At 67.2% G+C, this 23255-nt stretch carries 25 protein-coding genes; 17 read left to right on the forward strand and 8 right to left on the reverse strand.

Features of this window, described 5'->3' with window-relative positions; translation table 11 throughout:
* Positions 1 to 18 precede the first annotated feature (18 nt).
* Both CON76_RS06010 and CON76_RS06015 read left to right on the forward strand, forming a co-directional pair.
* A complete protein-coding gene (locus CON76_RS06010; protein ID WP_101102470.1) occupies positions 19 to 1623 on the forward strand; it encodes a leucyl aminopeptidase in 1605 nt (534 codons plus the stop codon).
* Positions 1620 to 2081: a DNA polymerase III subunit chi gene (locus CON76_RS06015; RefSeq protein WP_101102471.1), complete on the forward strand. Its 462-nt coding sequence runs from the start codon at positions 1620 to 1622 to the stop codon at positions 2079 to 2081. Before CON76_RS06010 ends, CON76_RS06015 begins: the two co-directional genes overlap by 4 nt.
* A gap of 6 nt (positions 2082 to 2087) precedes the next feature.
* Here CON76_RS06015 and CON76_RS06020 read toward each other — a convergent pair whose 3' ends face one another.
* Positions 2088 to 2864, reverse strand: coding sequence for a cell wall hydrolase (locus CON76_RS06020; protein WP_169928997.1), 777 nt, complete (start codon positions 2862 to 2864; stop codon positions 2088 to 2090).
* Positions 2865 to 2909: 45 nt separating this feature from the next.
* On the opposite strand from CON76_RS06020, the gene CON76_RS06025 reads away from it, so the two are divergent.
* A complete protein-coding gene (locus CON76_RS06025) occupies positions 2910 to 3677 on the forward strand; it encodes a bestrophin-like domain (protein ID WP_101102473.1) in 768 nt (255 codons plus the stop codon).
* A gap of 38 nt (positions 3678 to 3715) precedes the next feature.
* On the opposite strand, the gene CON76_RS06030 is transcribed toward CON76_RS06025, so the two are convergent.
* From CON76_RS06030 to CON76_RS06040, 3 genes are all read right to left on the reverse strand, one after another.
* The gene (locus CON76_RS06030; RefSeq protein WP_205758188.1) at positions 3716 to 6790 is read right to left on the reverse strand and encodes an efflux RND transporter permease subunit; all 3075 of its coding nucleotides are present in this window, start codon (positions 6788 to 6790) and stop codon (positions 3716 to 3718) included.
* On the reverse strand, positions 6787 to 7878 hold the full coding sequence (locus CON76_RS06035; RefSeq protein WP_101102494.1) for an efflux RND transporter periplasmic adaptor subunit: 1092 nt from the start codon (positions 7876 to 7878) through the stop codon (positions 6787 to 6789). The genes CON76_RS06030 and CON76_RS06035 overlap by 4 nt, the downstream gene beginning before the upstream one ends.
* Positions 7879 to 7956: 78 nt before the next feature.
* Positions 7957 to 8289, reverse strand: coding sequence for a high-potential iron-sulfur protein (locus CON76_RS06040; protein WP_101102474.1), 333 nt, complete (start codon positions 8287 to 8289; stop codon positions 7957 to 7959).
* Between the two features lie 172 nt (positions 8290 to 8461).
* Here CON76_RS06040 and CON76_RS06045 point away from each other — a divergent pair, with 172 nt between their 5' ends.
* From CON76_RS06045 to CON76_RS06085, 9 genes are all read left to right on the forward strand, one after another.
* Positions 8462 to 8863 (forward strand): DUF2946 domain-containing protein, encoded by a 402-nt coding sequence (locus CON76_RS06045; RefSeq protein WP_169928998.1) that lies wholly within the window; start codon positions 8462 to 8464, stop codon positions 8861 to 8863.
* A gap of 174 nt (positions 8864 to 9037) precedes the next feature.
* Positions 9038 to 9244 (forward strand): cytochrome oxidase putative small subunit CydP, encoded by a 207-nt coding sequence (gene cydP / locus CON76_RS06050; RefSeq protein ID WP_101102476.1) that lies wholly within the window; start codon positions 9038 to 9040, stop codon positions 9242 to 9244.
* Positions 9241 to 10809 (forward strand): cytochrome ubiquinol oxidase subunit I, encoded by a 1569-nt coding sequence (locus CON76_RS06055; protein WP_101102477.1) that lies wholly within the window; start codon positions 9241 to 9243, stop codon positions 10807 to 10809. Before cydP ends, CON76_RS06055 begins: the two co-directional genes overlap by 4 nt.
* 19 nt (positions 10810 to 10828) lie before the next feature.
* The gene (cydB, locus tag CON76_RS06060; protein ID WP_205758189.1) at positions 10829 to 11971 is read left to right on the forward strand and encodes a cytochrome d ubiquinol oxidase subunit II; all 1143 of its coding nucleotides are present in this window, start codon (positions 10829 to 10831) and stop codon (positions 11969 to 11971) included.
* 24 nt (positions 11972 to 11995) lie between these two features.
* On the forward strand, positions 11996 to 12160 hold the full coding sequence (gene cydX, locus CON76_RS13275) for a cytochrome bd-I oxidase subunit CydX (protein ID WP_205758190.1): 165 nt from the start codon (positions 11996 to 11998) through the stop codon (positions 12158 to 12160).
* A complete protein-coding gene (locus CON76_RS06070; protein ID WP_240592783.1) occupies positions 12138 to 12431 on the forward strand; it encodes a cyd operon YbgE family protein in 294 nt (97 codons plus the stop codon). The genes cydX and CON76_RS06070 overlap by 23 nt, the downstream gene beginning before the upstream one ends.
* 36 nt (positions 12432 to 12467) lie before the next feature.
* Complete coding sequence (gene petA, locus CON76_RS06075; protein WP_101102497.1) at positions 12468 to 13094, forward strand: ubiquinol-cytochrome c reductase iron-sulfur subunit; 627 nt, start codon at positions 12468 to 12470, stop codon at positions 13092 to 13094.
* 29 nt (positions 13095 to 13123) lie between these two features.
* The gene (locus CON76_RS13900) at positions 13124 to 13600 is read left to right on the forward strand and encodes a hypothetical protein (protein ID WP_240592784.1); all 477 of its coding nucleotides are present in this window, start codon (positions 13124 to 13126) and stop codon (positions 13598 to 13600) included.
* Positions 13601 to 13625: 25 nt separating this feature from the next.
* Positions 13626 to 14189: a rhodanese-like domain-containing protein gene (locus CON76_RS06085; RefSeq protein ID WP_101102479.1), complete on the forward strand. Its 564-nt coding sequence runs from the start codon at positions 13626 to 13628 to the stop codon at positions 14187 to 14189.
* A 46-nt stretch (positions 14190 to 14235) separates the two neighbouring features.
* Here the strand turns inward: CON76_RS06085 and CON76_RS06090 are convergent, their stop codons facing one another.
* Positions 14236 to 15237, reverse strand: a complete 1002-nt coding sequence (locus tag CON76_RS06090; protein WP_101102480.1) for an SLAC1 anion channel family protein — start codon at positions 15235 to 15237, stop codon at positions 14236 to 14238.
* Positions 15238 to 15348: 111 nt separating this feature from the next.
* Between CON76_RS06090 and CON76_RS06095 the strand changes: the two genes are divergently transcribed.
* Entirely contained in the window at positions 15349 to 16353 is a 1005-nt protein-coding gene (locus tag CON76_RS06095) for a cytochrome-c peroxidase (protein ID WP_101102481.1), read from the forward strand.
* A 35-nt stretch (positions 16354 to 16388) separates the two neighbouring features.
* Here CON76_RS06095 and CON76_RS06100 read toward each other — a convergent pair whose 3' ends face one another.
* Together CON76_RS06100 and CON76_RS06105 are read right to left on the reverse strand one after the other, a co-directional pair.
* Positions 16389 to 18143 (reverse strand): SulP family inorganic anion transporter, encoded by a 1755-nt coding sequence (locus CON76_RS06100; protein WP_101102482.1) that lies wholly within the window; start codon positions 18141 to 18143, stop codon positions 16389 to 16391.
* A 161-nt stretch (positions 18144 to 18304) separates the two neighbouring features.
* Positions 18305 to 18946, reverse strand: a complete 642-nt coding sequence (locus CON76_RS06105) for a peroxiredoxin (RefSeq protein WP_101102483.1) — start codon at positions 18944 to 18946, stop codon at positions 18305 to 18307.
* Between the two features lie 194 nt (positions 18947 to 19140).
* On the opposite strand from CON76_RS06105, the gene CON76_RS06110 reads away from it, so the two are divergent.
* From CON76_RS06110 to CON76_RS06125, 4 genes are read left to right on the forward strand one after another with little or no spacing between them, the layout of a single operon-like run.
* On the forward strand, positions 19141 to 20289 hold the full coding sequence (locus CON76_RS06110; protein WP_205758192.1) for an MlaE family ABC transporter permease: 1149 nt from the start codon (positions 19141 to 19143) through the stop codon (positions 20287 to 20289).
* A gap of 2 nt (positions 20290 to 20291) precedes the next feature.
* Positions 20292 to 21089 (forward strand): ABC transporter ATP-binding protein, encoded by a 798-nt coding sequence (locus CON76_RS06115; RefSeq protein WP_101102485.1) that lies wholly within the window; start codon positions 20292 to 20294, stop codon positions 21087 to 21089.
* A gap of 21 nt (positions 21090 to 21110) precedes the next feature.
* Positions 21111 to 22055 carry an MlaD family protein gene (locus CON76_RS06120; RefSeq protein ID WP_101102486.1) on the forward strand — a complete coding sequence of 315 codons (945 nt, stop codon included), beginning with the start codon at positions 21111 to 21113 and terminating at the stop codon, positions 22053 to 22055.
* Positions 22052 to 22750, forward strand: coding sequence for an ABC-type transport auxiliary lipoprotein family protein (locus CON76_RS06125; RefSeq protein ID WP_101102487.1), 699 nt, complete (start codon positions 22052 to 22054; stop codon positions 22748 to 22750). Before CON76_RS06120 ends, CON76_RS06125 begins: the two co-directional genes overlap by 4 nt.
* Here CON76_RS06125 and CON76_RS06130 read toward each other — a convergent pair.
* The coding region (locus tag CON76_RS06130) for a porin (protein WP_145995352.1) at positions 22747 to 23255 on the reverse strand (509 nt) is incomplete at its 5' end. The genes CON76_RS06125 and CON76_RS06130 overlap by 4 nt on opposite strands.

Raw genomic sequence — 23255 nt, forward strand, 5'->3', positions numbered from 1 at the left:
CTAATTTGGGTGTGTATTATGGACTTTGAACTTCAAGACCTCGGTGGGTCGCAGGCAAGCGCGTTGGCGGTCGATGCGTGGGTGGTGTTGTGGCCGGATGCGTGCGGCCCGGTGGCGGCAGAAGCACCGGCGAGTGGCCCGCTGCACGACTGGGCGCAGGACGCCGTGGCGCAGCACGACATTGGGGCCGAAGTGGGCCAATGCCTGGTGGCGCACCGCCTGCCCGGCGTGCAGGCGCGCCGCGTGGTGCTGGTGCGCACCGGCGCGCAAAGCCCGGCCCAGATCCGCAAGGCCGTGGCGGCGGCCTGGGCGGCGCTGAAGTCGCCCGCACCCGCACGGCTGGGGCTGTACCTGGGTGCGGTGACGGGCCCGGCGCTGCAGGCGGCCATGCAGGCGCTGGCCGATGCCTCGTACAGCTACACCACCACGCTGTCCAAGCCCAAGCCGCGCCAGCTGCAGCATGTGGTGCTCGCGGTGGCCGACAGCCTGGCCGTGCAAGGGGCGTTCGAGCGCGCCTGCGCCACGGTGCAGGGGGTGGAGCTGGCCAAGGAATGGGCCAACCGCCCCGGCAACCACGCCACGCCCACGCACCTGGCCACGGTGGCGCAGCAGCTGGGCAAGAAAAACCGCATGGCGGTGGAGGTGCTGGGCCCCAAGGAGGTGGCCAAGCTCGGCATGGGCGCGTTCCTGGCGGTGGCCCAGGGCTCGGAGCAGCCGCTGCGCTTCATCGTGCTCAAGTACCAGGGCGGCGCCAAGCACGACGCGCCGGTGGTGCTGGTGGGCAAGGGCATCACCTTTGACACTGGCGGCATCTCGCTCAAGCCGGGACCGGAGATGGACGAGATGAAGTTCGACATGGGCGGCGCGGCCAGCGTGCTGGGCACCTTTGCCGCGCTGGCCGAGCTGCAGCCTGCCATCAACGTGGTGGGGCTGATTCCGGCCTGCGAGAACATGCCCGACGGCCGCGCCATCAAGCCCGGCGATGTGGTGACGAGCATGAGCGGCCAGACCATCGAGATCCTCAACACCGACGCCGAGGGGCGCCTGATCCTGTGCGACGCGCTGACCTACGCGCAACGCTTCAAGCCGCGCGCCGTGATCGACATTGCCACCCTGACCGGGGCCTGCGTGATTGCGCTGGGCAGCGTGCGTGCGGGGTTGTTCTCGCCCGAGGACGAGTTGGCGCAGCACCTGACGGAAGCCGGTGCGGCGGCGCTGGATCCGTGCTGGCGCATGCCTCTGGACGACGAGTACGCCGAAGGGTTGAAGTCCAACTTTGCCGACATGGGCAACGTGGGTGGGCGCCCGGCGGGGGCGGTAACGGCGGCCAAGTTCCTGCAAAAGTTCACGCAGGGCCTGAACTGGGCGCACCTGGACATTGCCGGCGTGGCCTGGAAGGGGGGACAGGCCAAGGGCGCCACCGGGCGCCCCGTGGCGCTGCTGGTGCAGTACCTGCTGGACGAGGCGGCGCGCATCCAGGCCCAGGCACCGGCCCGCGACAGCGCGCCCAGCCCCAAACTGGCCGCCAAGGCCAGCGCCAGAAAGGCCCACAGCGCCAGCAGCGAGGCCAAGAAAACCGACAAGGCCGCCAAGCCCGCCAAGAAACGCAAGGGCGCGGCTTGAGCGCCACCACTGCCGCGAACGCCGCCACACCCGAGGTGGCGTTCCACTTCAACGTGGCCGACCGCATGGACTACCTGTGCCGCCTGCTGCGCAAGGTGCTGGCGGCACAGCGTCAGGCCCTGGTGCTGGTGCCAGAGTCGATGCTGGAGACGCTGGACCGCGGCTTGTGGACGTTTTCTCAGCAGGACTTTGTGCCGCACGCGTTGGCGTCGGCGCCGGAGCTGGTGCGGATGCGTTCCCCTGTGCTGCTGGCCAGCGCGCCGTGCGAGGTGGCGCACGCCGACGTGCTCATCAACACCTTGCCGGAGGTGCCGGCGGGGTTTGAGCGCTTTGCGCGCGTGCTGGAGATCGTGGGCCTGGACGAGGCGGAGCGCCACAGTGCGCGGCAACGCTGGCGCTGGTACAGCGGGCAAGGCTACACCTTGGTGCGCCACGACGTGGCCCAACGCGGGGTGTAGTGGGGCTCAGGAGGCGTCGAGCGGCCGGTCGTAGAAGAAGATGTGCTGGCCCACCTGCTGGGCCAGCCGCATCTGGCGCGTCCAGCCTGGCGGCCGGATGGACTGGCTGTGGAAGTGGGTGCTGGCCTCCAGCTGGCGCACCCGCTCACCGCCCAGAAACGCCTGTGCCACGCGCACACTTTCGTCCCAATCCGGGCCTTGTGGCTTGGCGCGGCGCTTGCTGGGCTGACCCGTCCAGGAAAACTGGGCCGGGGCATAGACCACCTGGCACACCGACTTGCCCCAGGTGCCCGCCTGCACCCGGTTCAGCGTGATCTGTGCCACCGCCAGCTTGCCCACTCTGGGCTCGCCCCGGGCCTCGTGGTAGATGTTGCGCGCCAGGCACTGAAAGTCCTGGCGCTTGAGCGCCATGCGCCGTTGGATGCGGTAGGTACTGGGCCGCACAGGCCGGGCGCGCTTCTTGAGAACGGTGCGCACACGTTGCGGCACCGCCGACGGCGTACGGGCAGCCGACACCATGCGCCCTGCGGCGGATCGCCGTGGCGGCTGGGACAGGACGGCGGGTGCCTGGCGCTGCCGGAGCTTGACCCCGGGCTTGGCCGTGGTCTGGGATCGAGTCGCATGGCGCTTGGGGCTTGCCTGGGTGGCCTTGGCGGAGCTCGCTGCCGGTGCGTGACCTGCGCGCTGCGCCGCCTGGGCCAGGGCACCGTGGCCGCACAGGGCAGCGGCCAGCAGCAACGGCCACACGCCGCACCGCAAGCGGTGAAGAACAGCTGGTTTCATCATGGGCCGGAATGGTAACCGGTGCGATACCGGACAATCGGCCGCATGCAAACCTTGTTGACTTACGATCATTACGGCTACGCGGCGGTGGCCTTGCTGGGCACGCTGCTGGCATTGTGGATCGTGGCCTGGGCCATGCGGGTGCCACGCTGGCAGGCCAGCTTGCACGCGCTGCGCGGTGTGGTACCGCCCTTCATCAACATCACCGGGGTGCTGTTTGGCCTGACGCTGGCCTTCGTGGCCAACGACACCTGGAACGCGCACGACCGTGCCACCAACGCTGTGTTCCGCGAGGCCGATGCCCTGCGCAGCCTGGTGGTGCTGAGCGCCCGGGTGCAAGATCCGCTGCTGCAGCACCGCTTGCACTTGGACTTGCGCGCCTACGCGCAGGCCAGCGTGGCCGAATGGCCGTTGCTGGCGCGGCGCCAGTCCAGCGCGGCGGTGGCCGACCAGGCCGACGCGCTGTTGCTGTTGCTGGGCAGCCCCCAGATCACGGCAGCGGCAGGGCCGCAAGTGCAGGCGCTGATGCTGCAAAAGGCCTCCAGCATGCGCGACGAGCGCAACCTGCGTGTGGGCCTGAGCCAGATCCACATCAACCCGCTCAAGTGGCTGGCAATGGCGTTTCTGGGGCTGTTGACACTGTTGGCGGTGGCGCTGGTGCATGTGGAACACCCCCGCGCCGCCACCGCCGCGATGGTGCTGTTTGCGCTCTCGGCGGCGCCCACGGCCGCGATCGTGCTGGTGCAGGGCAACCCGTTCCAGCACCCGGTGGCGGTGTCGGCGGCGCCGTTGCTGGCGGCCATTGCACCGTGAGGCACGCTGGCCGCGCGGATGGGTAGTTGACCGCAGCGTCAGTGCGCCGGGGCTGCGCCCGGCGTGGCCAGGCGGAACCACCAGGCGTACAGCGCGGGCACGAACAGCAGCGTGATGACGGTGCCCACCGCCACGCCGCCAATCAGCACATAGGCCAGCGGGCCCCAGAAGCTGTCCTGCGTCAGCGGGATGAAGGCCAGCACGGCGGCCAACGCCGTCAGCACCACCGGGCGCGAGCGTTGCACGGCGGCTTCCACCACGCCGTCGAAGGGGGGCATGCCGGCCTCGAAGTTGTCGGCCACCTGCTGCGTCAGGATCAGCGTGTTGCGCATCAGGATGCCCGCCAGCCCGGTCAGGCCCAGCAGCGCCACAAAGCCGAACGGCTGCCCGAACAGCAGCAGCGCCAGCACCGCGCCAATCAGGCCCAGCGGCGCCGTGGCCACCACCATGAAGATGCCCGAGAACGAGCGCATCTGCAGCATGATGAAGATCAGCATGAAGGCCAGCATGGCCGGTTGCAGTTTCTGGATCGAGGCGTTGGCCTTGCCGGATTGCTCGACCGAACCGGCGGTGTCGATGCGGTAGCCCGCAGGCAGCTGGGCGCGCAGCCCGGCCAGGGCTTGTTCCACGGCGGCGGTGACGTCGTTGGGCTGGGCGCCTTGGATGTCGGCCTGCACCGCAATGTAGGGTTGGCGGTTGTAGCGCTTGATGACGGGATCCTCGAAGCGCACCTCCAGCTGGCCGAGCTGGCCCAGCGGCAGTTTCTTGCCGTCCTGGGTGCGGATCTCGACCGTGTGCAGGGTGTCGGCGTCGAGGCGGCGGCCCGCTTCGGTGGCGCGCGCCACCACGTTGACGGTGCGGATGTCCTGGCGCGCCTGTGTCACCACCACGCCGTCGAGCTGGAATTGCAGCTGCTGCGCCACGTCCTGCGGCGTCAGGCCCAGCAGGCGCAGGCGCTCAGGTTCCATGGCCAGGTGCAGGGCAGGGGTGCGGTTGTCCCATTCCAGGTGCGGATCGACCACGTTGGGGTGGGCGGCCATGACGTTGCGCACCTGGTGCGCGATCTCGCGCAGCTTGACCAGGTCCGGCCCCAGCACACGGAACGCCACCGGCCAGATCACCGGCGGGCCGTACAGCAGCCGGTACACGCGCACGCGCGCCTCGGGGAACGCGCCGGCGGCAATCTGGTCGTTGAGCGCCTGCATCACACGCTCACGCGCGGCCACGTCGTGCGTGACGGCCAGCACCTTGGCAAAGGCCGGGTCCGGTGGCTCGGGGTTGGCCGAGATGAAGAAGCGCGGCGCGCCCGCGCCCACATACGTCGACAAGGTCTTGACCTCCTCCATCGGGTTGAGGATGGCCTCGATCTTGCGCACGGTGCGGTTGGACGCCTCCACGCTGCTGCCCGGAGGCTGGTAGATGCTGACGAGCACCTCGGTGCGGTCGGAGCCGGGGAAGAATTGTTTTTCGACCAGCAGCGCCATGCCCGCCACCGACAGCGCCAGCAGGCCCACCGTGGCACCGACCACGGTCTTGCGGTAGGTGACGCACCACGTCACCACCGCACGCAGGCGGCGGTACAGGGGGGTGTGGTAGATGCCGTCGTGGCCGTGCTGGTGCGCCTTGTCCACCTCGGGCAGCATCTTGACGCCCAGGTACGGCACGAACGTGACCGCCACCAGCCACGACACCAGCAGTGCAATCCCGAGCACCCAAAAAATGTTGCCCGCGTATTCGCCCACGCCAGAGCGTGCAAAACCAATCGGGAAGAAACCGGCCACCGTCACCAGCGTGCCAAACAGCATGGGCGCAGCGGTCACGCTCCAGGCGTAGGCGGCGGCGCGGATGCGGTCCCAGCCTTCTTCCATTTTCACCAGCATCATTTCCACGGCGATGATGGCGTCGTCCACCAGCAGCCCCAGCGCAATGATGAGTGCGCCCAGCGTGATGCGGTCCAGGTTGATGCCCATCAGCAGCATCACCAAAAAGGTGATGCCCAGCGTGAGCGGCACCGCAATGCCCACGATCAGCCCGGCCTTGACGCCGATGGCCAGCATGCTGATGGCCACCACCACCGCCACCGCGACCAGGAACTTGACCTGGAACAGGTTGACCGCGCCCTTGATGGCGTCGGCCTGGTTGGTCAGCACCTCCAGCGACAGGCCCAGCGGCAGCGCGGCGCGTTCGGCGGCCAGGAAGGCGTCGAGCCGCTCGCCCAGCGCCAGACCGTTGTGGCCTTTTTGCATGACCACGCCCAGCAGCAACGCATCCTGGCCGCGCGAGCGCACCAGGTAGGACGGCGGGTCTTCGTAGCCCCGGTGTACGGTGGCGATGTCGGAGAGCTTGAACACGCGCTGGCCCACGCGCAGCGGCACGGCGGCGAGCTGTTCGGGGTCGGCCAGGTCGGCGTCCAGGCGCAGGTACAGGCGCGGCCCCAAGGTTTCCATGCGCCCGGCGGGTTGCAGCCGGTTGTGCGCGCCAATGGCGTCGAACACGGCCTGCGGGCTCAGGCCCAGGTTGTTGAGCTGGGCGGCGTTGAATTCGATGAACACGCGCTCGGCGCGCTCGCCCAGCAGCACGGCCTTTTGCACGCCAGGCACGCGCTGCAGCCGGTCGCGGATGTGTTCGGCCTCGCGGCTGAGTTCGCGCAGCGGCAGGCCCGGTGCGGTCACGGCGATCAGCTTGAAGTACACATCGCCAAAGTCGTCGTTGACGAATGGGCCGATGACGCCAGCGGGCAGTTGCGCGGCCTCGTCCTGCATGCGCTTGCGCACCTGGTAGAACAGCTCGGGGATCTGGCGCTGCGGCGTGTAGTCCTCGAACTCCACCTGCAGCGTGGCCTGGCCGGGGCGGATGGTGGTGTCGATGCGGTAGAGGTTCTCGACTTCCTGCAGGCGTTTTTCGAGGCGGTCCACCACCTGCTCCTGCAGCTGTTGCGGCGTGGCGCCGGGCCATTGGGCCGTGACCATCATCACGCGCACGGTGAAGGCGGGGTCTTCGGCGCGGCCCAGCGCCACAAAGGCGTACATGCCCGCGAACACCGCCAGGATCAGGAAGAACAGCGTGACGGCGCGCTCGCGCACCGCCAGCGCCGAGAGGTTGAAGGCCATCATTGCGGCAGCTCCCGCACCAGCATGTTGGGGGTGAGCAGGTGGGTGCCCAGGGCCACCACCCGCGTCTGGGCTGGCAGCGCGGCCTGGATGCGCGCGCTGTCGCCGTTGAGGCCCAGCACCTGCACCGGCACCGGCACCACGTGGACTTGCTCGCCCTTGGCCTGCACCTGCCACACGCGCGGGCCTTGGCCACGTTCGTCGATGGCGCCCATCGGCACGCGCCAGGTGGTGGTGGATGGTGCGGTTGCCGTATTGGCAACAGTGGCAAAACGGGTGCGCAGCACGGCGCCCAGCACCAGCGCCGGGGCCTGGGCGGACACTTGCACGGTGTAGCGGGCGCGGCGGGTGCGGCTTTGCGCATCGACGGCGCCGGCGGTCTCGCGCAGTTGCAGCGGCCATTCGGTGGCACCATCCACCAGCACGGTGCCACGGGCGGGCGGGGTGGCGCCGTCGGGGAAGTGGACTTCGACCTCGCGCTCACCGGACTGGGCCAGCAGCGCCACCGGCTGCCCGGCGCCCACCACCTGGCCAGCCTCGCCGCTGACGTCCACCAGCACGCCCGCGTGCGGGGCGCTCAGGCGGCCATAGCCCAGCGCGTGCTGCGCCTGCACCAGGCGGGCGGCGGTGGCGTCGCGGCGGGTCTGGGCCTCGCGCCGGGCCAGTTGCGCGCGCTCCAGCGCCTGTGCGCTGACGAATTGCTGGCTGTGCAGCTGGCGCTGGCGCGCCAGTTCGGCGTCTGCCGTGGCCAAGGCGGCATCGGCTGCGGCCACATCGGCCTGGGCGGCCAGCACGCTTTGCTCCAGGTCGCGCTTGTCCAGCTCGAACAGGGGCTGGCCCGCTGGCACGCTCTGGCCCGCATCCGCCAGACGGCGCGCAATGCGCCCGCCCACCTGGAACGCCAGCGGCGACTCCACCCGCGCCCGCACCGTGCCCGACAAGCCCAGTTCGGCGCTGGCCTGGTCGGTGCCCAGGCTGGCGGTGCGCACCCAGGGCGGCGGGGCTGCGGCGGCAGCGGGGGGCTCGGACGATGGCTGGCAGGCCGCCAGCAACAGGGTGGTGGTCAGGAGCAGCGGAAAGGGACGGTGCATGGTGGCAAACGGAAGGTTCAAAAAAAAAGCACGGGACAACCCGTGCTTGTGCCTGCGGCAAGGCTGGGGGAAAGCGGCTTAGGCCTTCTTCACCCAGGCGTTGCACCAGCCCTTGGCCGACACCTGCTTGCCAGCAAACAGCGGGCAGCCGCCAGCAGCGTCACCGGCCTTGCCTTGGTACAGGCCGCAGTTGGCGCAGTTGCTGCCAGCCACGAACTTGGCTTGCTTGGTCTTGTCGACCTTGGTGGCGTCGGCCTTGTAACCCAGCGCGGTGGCTTGGGCGTCGGTTTCGGCCAGCATCGGTGCAGCGGCGTGGGCCGAACCCAGCGCAGCCAGCGCGCCGGTGGCGGCCACGGCTTGCAGCATGAACACGCGACGGCTGGACTTGGAGGTGTGGGTGGTGGAATTCATGATGGACAACCGAACGGAAAAGCACCAGGAGATACTGGCGCGCGTATTATGTGACGGCCAGGTGTCGCTTGGCCAGCGCCAGGCAATACCTTAGTCAAAGCCTCGACTATTTGCAGGCCACCCACCGTCAATATACCCCCAGGGGTGCCTGGTTTGTCATAGAATGGACGCCATGTCGAACAACCGCACACACCACCGATGGACAGCATGGTTTGCTGTGTGGTGCTTGTTGTGCGCGGCGCTGGTGCCTGGCCTCAACCGCGTGCTGCCGGATCTGGCGGGGGCGGCTCCCTTGCCAGCCTGGCTGGAGGTCTGCACCAGCTCAGGCATGGTGCGTGTGGTGGCCGATGCCGATGCGGGCGGCGATACCGTGCCGCACACCGCGGATTCGTGTGTGTGGTGCTGCCTGCACCACGGTGACTTGGGCCTGACGCCCCCTGGCGTGCTGGATGTGGCGCTGGTGGATGTGTCGTCGGCGCGCTGGTTGAAGTCCATGTACCGCAACGCGGCGCTGGTGGCGGTGTGGCAACCGTCGCAATCACGCGCGCCGCCGCTGGGCACTGCGCTCTCCTGATTTACTGGCTATTTCTTTAGCTTTCCTTGGCCACACCCCGTACGCTGGTGCGTGTGGTTCGGAACATTCTCCAAAGTTCTGCGGCAAACGCTCCTCGTTTCCTTGCCGCCTCTGCCAGCCCCTTGCTGGGGCTGGATTTTTCCTCAGTTTCTTCTGTGTTGGGATGGCCACGCCATGCACCACCATCACCGCGTCCTGGTACGCAAGCTCGCCTTGGCCGTTGTGGTCAAGCTGTGCGTGATCACCGCCCTGTGGTGGGCGTTCTTCAGCCAGCACCGGGTGGCGGTGGACCATGAACGTGCAGCGGCGCACCTCATCAGCGGCCAAGCTGCTTCTGGCACCACCCCGGCCAGCACGCCTTCAAAGGAGGCAACCCCATGATTTCCGATCAATTGGTGGATCTCTCGCGGCTGCAGTTTGCCGCCACGGCCATGTACCACTTCCTGTTTGTGCCTTTGACGATAGGCATGGTCTGGCTGCTGGTGATCATGGAAAGTGTGTACGTGATGACAGGCAACATCATCTGGAAGGACATGACGCGCTTCTGGGGCAAGTTGTTTGGCATCAACTTTGCGCTGGGCGTGACGACCGGCATCACGCTGGAATTCCAGTTCGGCACCAACTGGGCCTACTACTCGCACTATGTGGGCGATGTGTTTGGTGCGCCGCTGGCCATTGAAGGCTTGATGGCCTTCTTTCTGGAGTCCACCTTCATCGGCCTGTTTTTCTTTGGCTGGGATCGCTTGTCCAAGCCGCAGCACTTGCTGGTGACGACGCTGATGGCGGTGGGCACCAATTTGAGCGCGCTGTGGATTTTGATCGCCAACGGCTGGATGCAAAACCCGGTCGGGGCGGAGTTCAGCTTCCACACCATGCGCATGGAGATGGTGGACTTCTGGGCCGTGGTGTTCAACCCGGACGCGCAGGCCAAGTTTGTCCACACCGTATCGGCCGGTTACGTGACCGGGGCCATGTTTGTGCTGTCGATCTCGAGCTGGTACCTGCTCAAGGGCCGCAATGTGGAATTTGCCAAACGCAGCTTCCGTGTGGCCTCGGCGTTCGGCCTGGCCTCGGTGCTGAGTGTGATCGTACTGGGCGACGAGTCGGGCTACGTGGTGGGCGAAGCACAGCAAACCAAGATGGCCGCGATTGAGGCGATGTGGGAAACCGAACCGGCCCCGGCAGGCTTCAACGTGATCGCCTGGCCCAACGAGGAGAAGCAGGCCAACGACTGGGCCGTGCACATTCCGTGGGTGATGGGCATCATCGGTACCCGTTCGCTGGACAAGGAGATTCCAGGCATCCGCGAGATCAAGGCCAAGAACCGCGAGCGCATTGTCAGCGGCATCGAGGCGGTCGTGGCGCTGGAAGCGTTGCGCAAGAACCGCCAGGACGCGGCCGCGCTGGCGGTGTTCCAGCGTCACCAAGCCGATCTGGGGTTTGGCCTGTTGCTCAAGAAGTACGTGGTGGACGTGCGCCAGGCCACGCCCGAGATGGTCCAGAAGGCGGTGGACAGCACGGTGCCGCGCGTGGCCCCCATGTTTTGGGCTTTCCGCCTGATGGTGGGGCTGGGCTTTGCCATGTTGCTGCTGTTTGCGCTGGCGTTTGCCAGCACCTTCAAGCCCAACGGCATGACGCAGCGGCCCTGGCTGCTGAAATGGGCGCTGTGGATGCTGCCCGCCCCGTGGATTGCGTGTGAGGTGGGCTGGTTTGTCGCCGAGTATGGCCGCCAACCCTGGACGATCTACGGTGTGCTGCCCACACACTTGAGTGTCTCGACCTTGAGCGTGGAGAGCCTGTACGGCTCGTTGGCCGGATTTGTGGGCTTTTACACCGTGCTGCTGATCGTCGAGATGTACCTGATGGTCAAGTTTGCGCGCCAAGGGCCGGGCAGCCTGGGCACGGGCCGCTACGACCGCGACGTACACCACGTTGCCCACGCTTGAGACCGGGAGAAACAACATCATGATCGACTACGAAACCCTCAAGATTGTTTGGTGGCTGCTGGTGGGCGTGCTGCTGGTGGGCTTTGCCATCATGGACGGTCACGACATGGGTGTGGGCACGCTGCTGCCGTTTGTGGGCCGCAGCGACACCGAACGCCGTGTTGTGATCAACACCGTGGGGCCACATTGGGACGGCAACCAAGTCTGGTTCATCACCGGCGGCGGGGCCATCTTTGCGGCTTGGCCGCTGGTGTACGCCACCGCGTTCAGCGGTTTTTACTGGGCCATGCTGGCGGTGCTGTGGGCGCTGTTCTTTCGCCCGGTGGGGTTTGATTACCGCAGCAAGATCCACAACGCCACCTGGCGCAGCACGTGGGACTGGGGCCTGTTCATTGGCGGGTTTGTGCCACCGGTGATTTTTGGCGTGGCGTTTGGCAACCTGTTGCAGGGGGTGCCGTTCCACTTTGACGACAACCTGGTCTCGCACTACACCGGCAGTTTCTGGCAGTTGCTCAACCCGTTTGGCCTGCTGGCCGGGGTGGTGTCCAGCGCCATGATCACGCTGCAAGGCGGCACCTACCTGGCCCACCGCACCGAGGGCGTGGTGCAGGCGCGCACGGTGCGGGCCACGGTGGGCGCGGCGCTGGTGATGGTCGCATCGTTTGTGGCCGCCGGGCTGTGGTTGCGCTGGGGTGGCATTGAAGGTTTTGCCATCACGTCGGTGGTGGACCGTGCCGCTTTGCCCGATCCGCTGACCAAGACGGTGGTGCGCAGCGCCGATGGCTGGTGGCGCAATTACCAGGCCGCACCGGCGTTGTGGTTGTTGCCCGCGCTGGGGGTGGTCGGGGCGCTGCTGGCGGCGGTGCTGGTGCAGGCGCGCCGCACGTTGTGCGCGTTCATCAGCTCGTCGCTGGCGGTGGTGGGGGTTATTGGCACCGCCGGGGCGGCCATGTTCCCGTTCGTGATGCCGTCCTCCACCATGCCCAACGCCTCGCTGACGGTGTGGGACAGTGTTTCAAGCCACCTGACCTTGGGCATCATGCTGGGGGCCACGGTGATTTTCATGCCTCTGATCGTGATGTACACCAGCTGGGCCTACCGCGTGATGCGCGGCAAGGTCACGGAGGCGCACATCCACGCCAACGAGCACAGCGCGTACTGAACGCAACAACCAAAGGAAACAACGATGTGGTATTTCGCTTGGGTACTGGGGGTGGGTTTTGCGGTGTTGCTGGCCATCATCAACGCCATGTGGGGGGAAAACGAGGACGCGCGCGCGCTGGCAGCAGCGCACGACGGCCCGCCAGACCGTGGTGTAGGGGCAGACCATGACCGACCTGCCCCGCACTGACACCGAGCCACCCATGCCGGGGATGCACCTGCCCGCCTTGTTGGTGGCGCTGGGGCTGATGGTGCTGGGCTCGGTAGCCCCTGTCTACCTGGCCGATGCACAGGGCAAGGCCCACCACGGGCTGGCCCTGCTGTATTTTTGGTCTATGAGTGCAGGCTTTATACGCGGTGTGGGGTTTGTGCCGTGCTGGAGGGGATGGCGCTGGCTGTTTGGCGGCTGGGCCTGCGCCTTGAGTCTGGGAGCCGCGCTGTCCTGGCGCTGGCTGTGGTGAACCGGCCCCGATGGGGGCCACATGAAGGAGATGGACATGACAACTGCAACATTGAGGCATGATGTTCCCGCCAATGCTGGCAACGACCCGCAACGCCGCCAGTGGTTGCAAGGCACGGCTGCGCTGGGCGTGGCCGCTGCCGCTGGTGTGGCGCTGCCACTCGTATCAAGCCTGGCCCCCAGCGAACGCGCCAAGGCCATGGGCGCAGCGGTCGAGGTGGACACCAGCGCACTGGTGCCAGGCGTGACCAAGGTGGTGGAATGGCGCGGCAAGCCGGTGTGGCTGCTCAAGCGCACCCCCGAACAGCTGGCCGATCTGGAAAAGATCAACGGCTTGGCCGACCCCGCCTCTGCCAAGAGCGTGCAGCCCGAGTACGCGCGCAACACGCACCGCTCCATCAAGCCTGAGGTGCTGGTGGCGGTGGGCATCTGCACCCACTTGGGTTGCTCACCCAGCCACGTGGCCAAGGGCAGCAACAACCCCAGTGTGCCCGCCGACTGGCCGGGCGGGTTTTTCTGCCCCTGCCACGGCTCCACGTTCGACTTGGCCGGACGTGTGTTCGTCAACAAACCCGCGCCCACCAACCTCGACATTCCGCCACACATGTACACCGGCGACACCACGCTGGTCATTGGCGAGGACGCCAACGGCATCCCCGCTTGACCCGGGCCACACCACGGAGACCCCACACCATGAAGAAACTTTTGTGCCTGATGGGCTTGGCGCTGTCGCTGGCCCTGCCCGCCGCCGCCAGCCCGGTGGCGGTGGGCCAGCCCCTGCCGACCTTGACACTGCAAGACCAGCACGGTCAGGACTGGCGCATCCAACCCGACACGCGGCTGGTGTTGCTGGCCGCAGGGCGCACCGCCTCCAACACCGTGCTGACGGTACTGGGGAGCCAGCCCAAGGGTTTTCTGGCCAGCCAGCGCGCGGTGTACCTGGCCGACATGAGCCGCATGCCAGGCTTCATCACCCGCACCTTTGCGCTGCCGGCCCTGCGCGAGCAGCCATTTGTGGTGGGCGTGTCGACGCAGGACAACGCCCTGAGCGGCTGGCCCACCCAGCCCGACAGCGTGACGCTGCTGGAGCTGGAGCAACAGGTGGTGCGCGCCGTACGCTACGCCAAGACCGAAGCCGAACTGCGCGCGGCGCTGGGCCTGGCGCGCTGATTCCAAAAACTGAAAGGATGAAAAAATGAGCCTCAAGCAACTCAAGCCCTGGGCACTGGCCATCGGTTTGGCCACCGCCGCCGCTGCGGGCTGGGCGGTGGAGATGCCCATCTCCGCCACCGACACCCTGGCCAAGGTGCAGCAGCCCAACAGCCAGGTGCTGTTCGTGGACGTGCGCGATCCGGTGGAAATCATGCTGATCGGTGGCACCGACGTGGCGCACGTCAACGTGCCATTCCTGCTCATCAACCGCCAGCAGTGGGACGACAAGCGTGGCATTTTTGCGCTGGAGCCCAATCCGGACTTTGTGGCGCAGCTGGAGCGCGAGCTGGCCAGGCGCGGCCTGGGCAAGGACGCCGAGATCATCACCCTGTGCCGTTCTGGCAACGACCGGGGTGAACCCAGCGCAGCCTTCCTGCGCGCCAACGGTTTTGCGAATGCGCGCTACGTGATCCACGGCTTCCAGGGCGACGCGCGCAAGGACGGGCCGCAAAAAGGCATGCGCACCCTCAACGGCTGGCAAAACAGTGGCCTGCCCTGGAGCAGCAAGCTCAACCCCGACAAGGTGTTCCGCGTCGACCGCCGCTGACCTCTGCGCAAGGCATGGAAAAGGCCGGCATTGACCGGCTCTTTTTTTATTCGGCTACCAGCACGTGCCCGTGCCACGCGGCCTGCACGGTCTTGAAGGCCAGCAAAAGCACCAGTACGCTCAATACTGCCAGACAGGTTTGGGCCAGCCAGCCGTAGGCCGCCACGCCCGTACGCGCGGCCATAGTGAAGGAGGCCAGCGCCATCGCCGCCAGCGGGAAGGTGTAGGCCCAGGCCGATATGGCAAACGGCAGCCGCACAAAGCGCAGCATGTTGCTGGCCAGCAGCAGTGTAATGAACAGCGCCACCGTGTACAGGATGCGCGCGAACGCGTCCAGGTCGTTCACCAGCCCGATGTAGGCCAGGCAGCCCACCGCCGGCGGCGCGATCAGAATAAACAGCGTGGGCATGAGCTTGGGCGGCAGCGGCTCGTGGAAGAACAGACGGTACAGGACGATGGTTTTCATCATGGGCCAGAACACCAACCCGATACTGAAGAAGAACCAGCGCAGCTCCAGCGGCGCAAACGCGGCCCCGGCCACCGGCACCAGGATGTTGCCCACCACCGGCATAAACCACGCCGGGTTGGCGTGCAGGATGGCGTAGTGGGTGTGGAAGATCCAGCTGCTCATCGCGTACAGCGTGACGAGCAAGTGCGCCAGCGCCCCCACGCCCCACAACCACTGCGCCAGCTGCGGCTGGCTGGGCCACCACAGCATGGACAGCATCAGCAAGCCGATGGAGATGGCGGCAAAGAAGTTGATCTTGACCGGGTGGCCCAGGTCGGCGCGCAGCGCTTGCGGATGCCGCACGCACTTGACCAGGAGCAGCGCCCACAGCAGCACGTACAGCGCGGTGGCCGCCCAGCGCAGTGCCAGGCCAAGCTCGGCGGGTGCGCCCAGCACGTGGTGCGCCTTGGTCCAGGCCAGCGCCAGTCCGGCCACGCCCATCACGCTGGAAAACAGCGCCACCGGAAAATGGGCCAGCCGATCGGCCAGCGGGGCGGTGTGGCCCGCAGCGGCGGGGGCGAAGGGTGCAGGTTTTGTCATACGTCAAAGTATACACACTGCCGGGGGTATAGCATTGCTACCCAATGCACAATACCAATGGTAGTATTTGTGCGGTTCGTTCCTTTGCACAAGAACCACAGGAGAAACACCATGAAACTCAAGAAAATCGCGATGTCGCTGGCTGTGGCCAGTGTGGCCAGCCTGGGCGGCTACGCCGCTGCACAGCAGTTCGAGGCGCTGTACTCCCCCATCAGCCCACCCAAGTCCATCGACGTGGGCAAGGCCGAGCTGGGCAAGAAGCTGTTCTTCGATCCGCGCCTGTCCAAGTCCGGCTTCATTTCGTGCAACTCGTGCCACAACCTGAGCATGGGCGGCGCCGACAACATCCGCACTTCGATTGGCGACAAGTGGCAGCAAGGCCCAATCAACTCGCCCACGGTGCTTAACTCCAGCCTCAACTTGGCCCAGTTCTGGGATGGCCGCGCCGCTGACCTCAAAGAACAGGCCGGTGGCCCGATTGCCAACCCCGGCGAGATGGCCTTTAGCCACACACTGGCCATCGACGTGCTTGAATCCATCCCAGCCTACGCACGTGAGTTCAAACTGGTGTTTGGCAAAGACAAGATGGACATTGGCCAGGTGACCGAGGCTATTGCCGAGTTCGAAAAAACCCTGGTCACACCGGGCGCGCGCTTCGACCAATGGCTGCTGGGCGATAAGACCGCCCTCAAACCCGACGAACTGGCGGGCTACAAGCTGTTCAACGAGAGCGGTTGTGTGGGCTGCCACAACGGCCCCAACCTGGGCGGCAACTCGTTCCAGAAAATGGGCATCGTGGAGCCCTACAAGGGTGACACCACCGTGGCGGGCCGCGCCGGCGTGACCGGCAAGGACGCCGACCGCTTCAACTTCAAGGTGCCCACGCTGCGCAACGTCGAGCTGACCTATCCCTACTTCCACGACGGTGCGGCCAACACCCTGGCCGAGACCGTGGACGTGATGGGCCGCCTGCAGCTGGGCAAGAAGTTCACCGCCGACGAGAACCAGAAGATCGTGGCCTTCCTCAAGACCCTGACCGGCCAGCAGCCCAGCTTCATGCTGCCGATCCTGCCGCCGTCGGCCGACAACACACCGCGCCCGACGCCGTTTAACTGATCGGTTCATTGGCCTATCGGGCCGACCGGTTGCACTCAACCCTGCTGCACCGCCCCCGCCTGTGCGGGCGCCAGCAGGGTTTTTATCGCCTGGTGGTGGCTGAGGAACACCTGGCCGCCAAGGTGTTGCAGCAGGTGGCTGTGTTGCAGGCGGTCCATCACCGGGCCCTTGACTTCGGACAGGTGCAGCTGCAGCCCGGCCTCGCGCAGGCGTTCGTTGATGGCCTCCAGGCTTTCAAGCGCGCTGGCGTCGATGTCGTTGACGGCGGTGCATTGCAGCACCACGTGGCGCAGCGCTGGCTGCGCGGCCACGGCGGCGGCGATGTGGTCTTCCAAGTAGCGCGCGTTGGCAAAGTACAGGCTTTCATCGACCCGCAGGCCCAGGATGTGCGGCTGCGTCAGCACGGCGTGGCGTTGCACATTGCGGTAATGTTCGGTGCCCGGCACTTGGCCCACCGTGGCGATGTGGGGGCGGCTGCTGCGGTACAGCAACCACAGGATGGAGCTGCCCACGCCCGCCAGCAAGCCCACGTCCACACCCACGGTCAGCGTCAGGCCAAAGGTGAGCGCCAAGGCCGTGAAGTCGGTGCGCGAATAACGCCACGTGTGCGCAAAGGCGCTCCAATCCACCAACGACAGCACCGCCACCACAATGGTGGCGGCCAGCGTGGCCTGTGGCAGGTGGTACAGCGCTGGGGTCAAGCACAGTGCGGCCAGCGCCAGCCCAAAGGCGGTATAGACCCCCGCCGCTGGGGTACGTGCGCCTGCGTCAAAATTGACCACCGAACGCGAGAACCCCCCCGTGACAGGAAAGCCGCCGGTCAGCCCCGCGCCAAGGTTGCTCAGGCCCAGCCCACGCAGTTCGGCATCGGGGTCGATGCGTTCACGCCGCCGCGCCGCCAGCGACTGCCCCACCGACACCGACTCAACAAACCCGACCAGGGAAATCAGCAGCGCAGGCACCAGCAGCGGTTGCACACTGGCGCTCCAGGTCTGGGCGTCCCAGCCGGGCCAGCTCCAGCCGGGCAGGCCGCCGGGCACGTGGCCCACCACCTTCATGCCGTGCGCGGCCAGGTCGGCCTGCCACGCCACGGCGATGCTGGCCAGCAGCGCCAACACTGGCGCGGCCTTGGCGCCCAGGTCGGCCACAAAGGGGGATGCGCCCCAGCCGCGCAGCAAGGGTTTGACGCGCTTGCGGGCCCAGACCAAAAATCCGAGCACACTCAGGCCCATCGCCAGCGTGGGTAGGTGGGTCTGCGGCCAGCGTTGCGCCAGTTGAGGCAACAGTTCCAGCAACGTTTCGCCGTGCAGCGGCACGCCCAGCAGGTGCTTGAGTTGGCTGGAGGCAATCAGCAGCCCAGAGGCCGACACAAACCCCGATACCACCGGGTGGCTCAAAAAATTGGCGATAAAGCCCAACCGCAGCACCCCCATCAGCGTCATGATGGCACCGCTGAGCAAGGCCAGCCACAGCGTGGCCTGCGCGTAACCCATGCTGCCTGCCGCCGCCACCGAGCCAGCGGCGGCCGCCGTCATCAACGATGTGACCGCCGCTGGCCCCACCGCCAGCGTGCTGCTGCTGCCAAACAGCGCGTACAGCACCAGCGGTGCCATGCTGGCGTACAGCCCGGCCTGGGGCGGCAGGCCTGCCAGCAGCGCGTAGGCCAGGCTTTGCGGGATCAGCATCAGCGTGACCACCGCAGCGGCCACGCCATCGGCGGCCAGGTGTTCACCCCGGTAGCGTCGGCCCCAGCCGAGGATGGGCAGCCATTGGGTCAGGGTAGGGCGCATGGTGCGGCTTTCAGAGGGCGTTCAGGGGGATCTTGAGGTAGCTGACGCCATTGTCCTCGGGTACAAGCGGTGGCGGTCAAGGTGCGATCCGCAAAAAAAACAGGCCCGGCAAAGCGCCGGGCCATCAACCTCACACCGGCAAGCCGGTGCTGCAGGCGCGGTTACAGCGACTTGGTGGAGAAGTACCAGTCCTTGGTGTCGTAGCCTTCGCCCATGCGCTTGGCAATCGCTTCAGGCGTCTTGGGCGGGGGCACGATCACGTCGCAGCCCGGCGTCCAGCCCGCCGGGGTGGCGACCTGGTTGGCGTCGCTGGTCTGCATTGCGGTCAGCAGGCGCACGAACTCGTCAATGGAGCGCCCGTTGCTCATCGGGTAGTACACCATGGCGCGCAGCGTGCCGTTGGGGTCGATGAAGAAGGTGGCGCGCACGGCCTGCGTGTCGGCGGCACCGGGGTGGATCATGCCGTAGGCCTGCGCCACTTCCATCTTGATGTCGTCGATGATGGGGAAGGGGATCTCGACGCCAAAGTTGTTCTTGATGCTTTGCATCCAGGCCAGGTGCGAGTAAATGCTGTCGATGGACAGGCCCAGCAGCTCGCAGTTCATGGCCTTGAACTGGTCGGCGGCCTTGGCAAAGCCGATGAATTCGGTGGTACACACGGGGGTGAAGTCGGCCGGGTGCGAGAACAGGATCAGCCACTTGCCCTTGTAGTCGGCCAGGCTGCGCTCGCCGTGCGTGGTCTTGACGTTGAAGGCGGGCGCGGGTTCGTTGATGCGCGGCAGGCCGACGGAAACGTTGCTCATGAGGTGACTCCTGTGTGTAGGTGCAAACAAAATACCGGATGCCAGTGGTGCTTGGCGGGTGCCGGGCACCTGCATCAACCACCGACAGGACTTAGTGTACACACTCCCCGGAGTATGTTGGATGGCAAATGCCAATCTGCTCCATAGTTTTTGTGCAACGTGGCAACGGTTGGGTATAGTCTGCCCCCATGGCAATGGAACAAGGTGCAGCAGGACAGGTGCAGTGGCAGGGCGCGTCGGCGGACGCTGGCGCGGCGCGGTTGCGCCTGAGCGGCGACTGGACGCTGGCCCACCACGCCCGCCTGACGCGCCAGCTGGCGCCGCTGCCTACACCACTGCCGCCCGAAACCGAGATCGACACACAGGCGCTGGGCCGCATCGACACCGCCGGCGCCAGCCTGCTGCACACCCTGCTGGGCCAGGAGCGTCTGTGCGCCATGAGCCAGGACGCCACCGCGCTGCAACCGGCGCAGCGCGCTTTGCTGTGTGCCGTGGCCGAGGCGCTGGAAGCGCCCCCCGCCCCCGAGGCCCCGGCGGGCAACGCGGTGCTGGAGGTGCTGGCCCACATCGGACAGACGGTGCTGGTGCTGGGCCGCCACCTGTGGGAGCTGCTGGGCTTCATCGGGCTGGTTTTGCAGACGGTGGCCCGGCTGCTGTGGCAACCCCGGCGCTGGCGCCTGACGGCCTGGGCGGCGCACTTGGAGCGCACGGCGCTGGACGCGGTGCCCATCGTGGCGCTGCTGACGTTTCTGGTGGGGGCGGTGGTGGCGTTTCTGGGCGCGACGGTGCTGTCGCGCTTTGGTGCCAGCATCTTTACGGTCGATCTGGTGGCGTTCTCGTTCCTGCGCGAGTTCGGCACCCTGCTGGCGGCGATTCTGGTGGCGGGGCGCACCGCCAGCGCGTTCACGGCGCAGATAGGCTCCATGCGCGCCAACGAGGAAATCGACGCCTTGCGGGTGCAGGGCCTCAACCCGGTGGAGCTGCTGGTGCTGCCACGGGTGTGCGCGCTGCTGCTGGCGCTGCCGATGCTGAGTTTTGTTGCCATGGCCAGCGGCCTGGTGGGCGGGTTGCTGGTGTGCGCGCTGGCGCTGGACATTGCGCCCACGCTGTTTGTGTCGGTGGTGGAAAGCCACGTGGCGCTGCGCCATTTCGTGATTGGCATGGCCAAGGCGCCCATCTTTGCGTTCCTGATTGCGGTGATTGGTTGCCTGGAAGGCTTCAAGGTGGAGGGCAGCGCGCAGTCGGTGGGCGAGCACACCACGTCGGCGGTGGTGCAGTCCATCTTTGTGGTGATTGTGGTGGACGCGCTGGCGGCGCTGTTCTGCATGCAGATGGGCTGGTGAGCATGGACGGGAACGTGATTGAGGTGCGCGGCCTGCGCAACCAGTTTGGCCCCCAGGTGGTGCACGACCAGCTGGACTTGGATCTGCGCCGGGGCGAGGTCCTGAGCGTGGTGGGCGGCTCGGGCACGGGCAAGTCGGTGCTGCTGCGCACGCTGATCGGGCTGCAGCGGCCAGCGGTGGGGTCGGTGCGGGTGCTGGGGCAGGAGCTGCTGAGCCTGGGCGCGGCGCAGCGTTCGCAGCTGGAGCGCCGGCTGGGGGTGCTGTTCCAGCAGGGGGCGCTGTTTTCGTCGCTGACGGTGGCCGAGAACGTGATGCTGCCGCTGCTGGAGCACGCCCGGCTGCCCAAGGCGCAGGCGCGGCGGCTGGCGGCGCTCAAGATCGCGCTGGTGGGCCTGCCCGCCAACGCCGGGGCCAAGTACCCGGCGGAGCTGTCGGGCGGCATGGTCAAGCGCGCTGCGCTGGCCCGCGCGCTGGCGCTGGACCCCGAGGTGCTGCTGCTCGACGAGCCCACCGCCGGGCTCGACCCCATCGGCGCCGCCGCGTTCGACCAGCTGATCCTGACGCTGCGCAACGCGCTGGGCCTGAGCGTGTTCATGGTCACGCACGACCTCGATACCATCTACACCATCACCGACCGCGTGGCGGTGCTGGGGCAAAAACGGGTGCTGGTCAACGACACGCTGGCGGTGGTGGCCGCCACCGACGACGCCTGGATCCAGGCGTATTTTCACGGGCCGCGTGGCCGGGCGGCGGCAGGTGCTGCCACCCGGGGCAGTTTGACGCCTGACCGCACGGCATAAACAACAGAAGAAGGCAACAGGATGGAAACACGCGCACACCATGTGCTGATAGGGTTGTTCACGGTGCTGATGGTGGGTGCGGCGCTGCTGTTTGGCCTGTGGCTGGGCCAGAGCGAGCGCCGCCAGCCCGGTGGGCAGTACGACATCGTGTTCGAGGAAGCGGTGTCGGGCCTGTCCAAGGGCAGCACGGTGGAGTTCAACGGCATCAAGGTGGGCGAGGTGGCGCAGCTGCAGCTCGACCCCGAGGACCCACGCCGCGTGCGCGCCCGCATCCAGGTGGACGCCAGCGCGCCCATGCGCACCGACACCCGCGCGCGGCTGGTGCCAGCGGGCATCACCGGGTTGTCGCTGATCCGCCTGAGCAGCGGCAACGCTGCCACCAGCCAGCCCTTGCAGGCCCAACCTGACCAGCCGGTGCCGGTCATCGTGGCCATACCATCGCCGATGAGCAAGCTGCTGGCCAACGGCGAGGACGTGGTGTTCAACGTCAACGAGCTGCTGGTGCAGGCGCGCGCGGTGCTGTCCGACGGCAACGTGCAGCGCATCGCCAACACGCTGCAACACCTGGAGCAAGGCAGCCGCGCCCTGGCCGGGCAGCGCCAGCAGGTGGAGCTGCTGCTGCACAACCTGACGCAGGCCAGCGCCCAGGCCAACACCGCGCTGCTGGAGGCCACACAGGCGCTGCAAAGCAGCCAGCGGCTACTGGAAGGCCCGGGCGCACAGACGCTGGTGCAGGCACAACGCTCCTTGCAGGCGCTGGAGCGCACGCTGGGCGGGGTGGAGCAGCTAGTGGCCGACAACCGCGCCGCGCTGCAAAGCGGTGCCCATGGCCTGACGCAGATTGGCCCGGCGCTGGGCGAGCTGCGCGGCACGCTGGCGTCGTTGCGCGTCATCACGCGCCAGCTCGAAGACAGCCCGGCCGACTACGTGCTGGGCGCCGAACCGACCCGGGAGTTTCAACCGTGAATTTGCCTGTCTTGAAGCGGTGGCCCACGTGGCGCCGCCACGCCCTGCTGTGGGGCGCCACGTGTGCGCTGGCCGGATGCTCCATCCTGCCTGAGCGCGAGCCGGTGGAGGTGTACCTGTTGCCCGGTGCGGCCTTGGCCCAAGCCGCCACCCCGGCGGGCACCGTTGCCGCTGCGCCTGCCGAAGCGGGTGCTGCGCGCTGGCCGTGGTCGCTGCGGATCACGCGCCCCGCCAGCGCCGGACACCTGGCGGGGCGGCGCATTGCGGTGCTGCCGCCCGACGGCCGCCTGAGCGTGTACCAAGGCGCAAGCTGGAACGACCCGGCGCCGCTGCTGGTGCGCAACCGGCTGCTGGACGTGTTCCAGGCCGATGCCCGCCTGAGCGCCCTGAGCAGCGACGATCGCATCCTGCAGGCCGACTTCGAGATCGACAGCGACCTGCGCGCGTTCCAAGTCGAGTACCGCAGCGGCGCGCCCTACGCTGTATTGCGCTTGGACGCCCGCCTGGTGCGCACCGATACCGGCCGCATTGTGGCCAGCCGCCGTTTTGACCTGCAACAGCCCCTGGCGGGCACCAGCGTGGCACAAGCGGTACAGGCTTTAGGCCAGACCAGCGACGCGCTGGCGCTGGCGCTGCGGGGCTGGGCCGTGGCACAGATGGCCGCTACTGCGCCAGCGCCCCTGACGTCACCTTAAAAACGGTGCGAGACACCCAGCCCCAGCGCGCGGGGCTGCTGGCCGGTGGCGGTGGGCATCACGACCAGATCGCCGCCGAACAGCCAGAAGTTGCCGTGGGCGTCGTTGTAGGTGCGGCCATAGGTGGCGAACAGGGCGGTGCGTTTGGACAACTGCTGCACGTAGTTCACGCCCCACACAGTGGCGTGGGCCGTGGCGCCGCCGGTGGCCGATTCGGCACGCAGGCGTTGCACCTGCGTGGCCACGCGCGACGCTGGATTGAGTGGCCAGGCCGCGCCCAGCCACAGGTTGCGCTGCGCCACCTGCGTGCGGGCCTGGTACACGCCCGCGCTCCACGACCAGCGTGGCAAGGTATGGCGCAGGCCCAGCAACACATCCTCGCGCTGTTGCGTCTGGCCCGTCCAGCGGGCGGGTTGGCCGCTGGTGGTGGTGGGGGCTTGCAGGGTCTGGTACACGCCGCCCCACTGCCAGGGGCCTTGCGCGTACCAGGGCAATCGCATTTGAA

Source organism: Macromonas bipunctata (assembly GCF_002837135.1).
GTDB lineage: Bacteria > Pseudomonadota > Gammaproteobacteria > Burkholderiales > Burkholderiaceae_C > Macromonas_A > Macromonas_A bipunctata.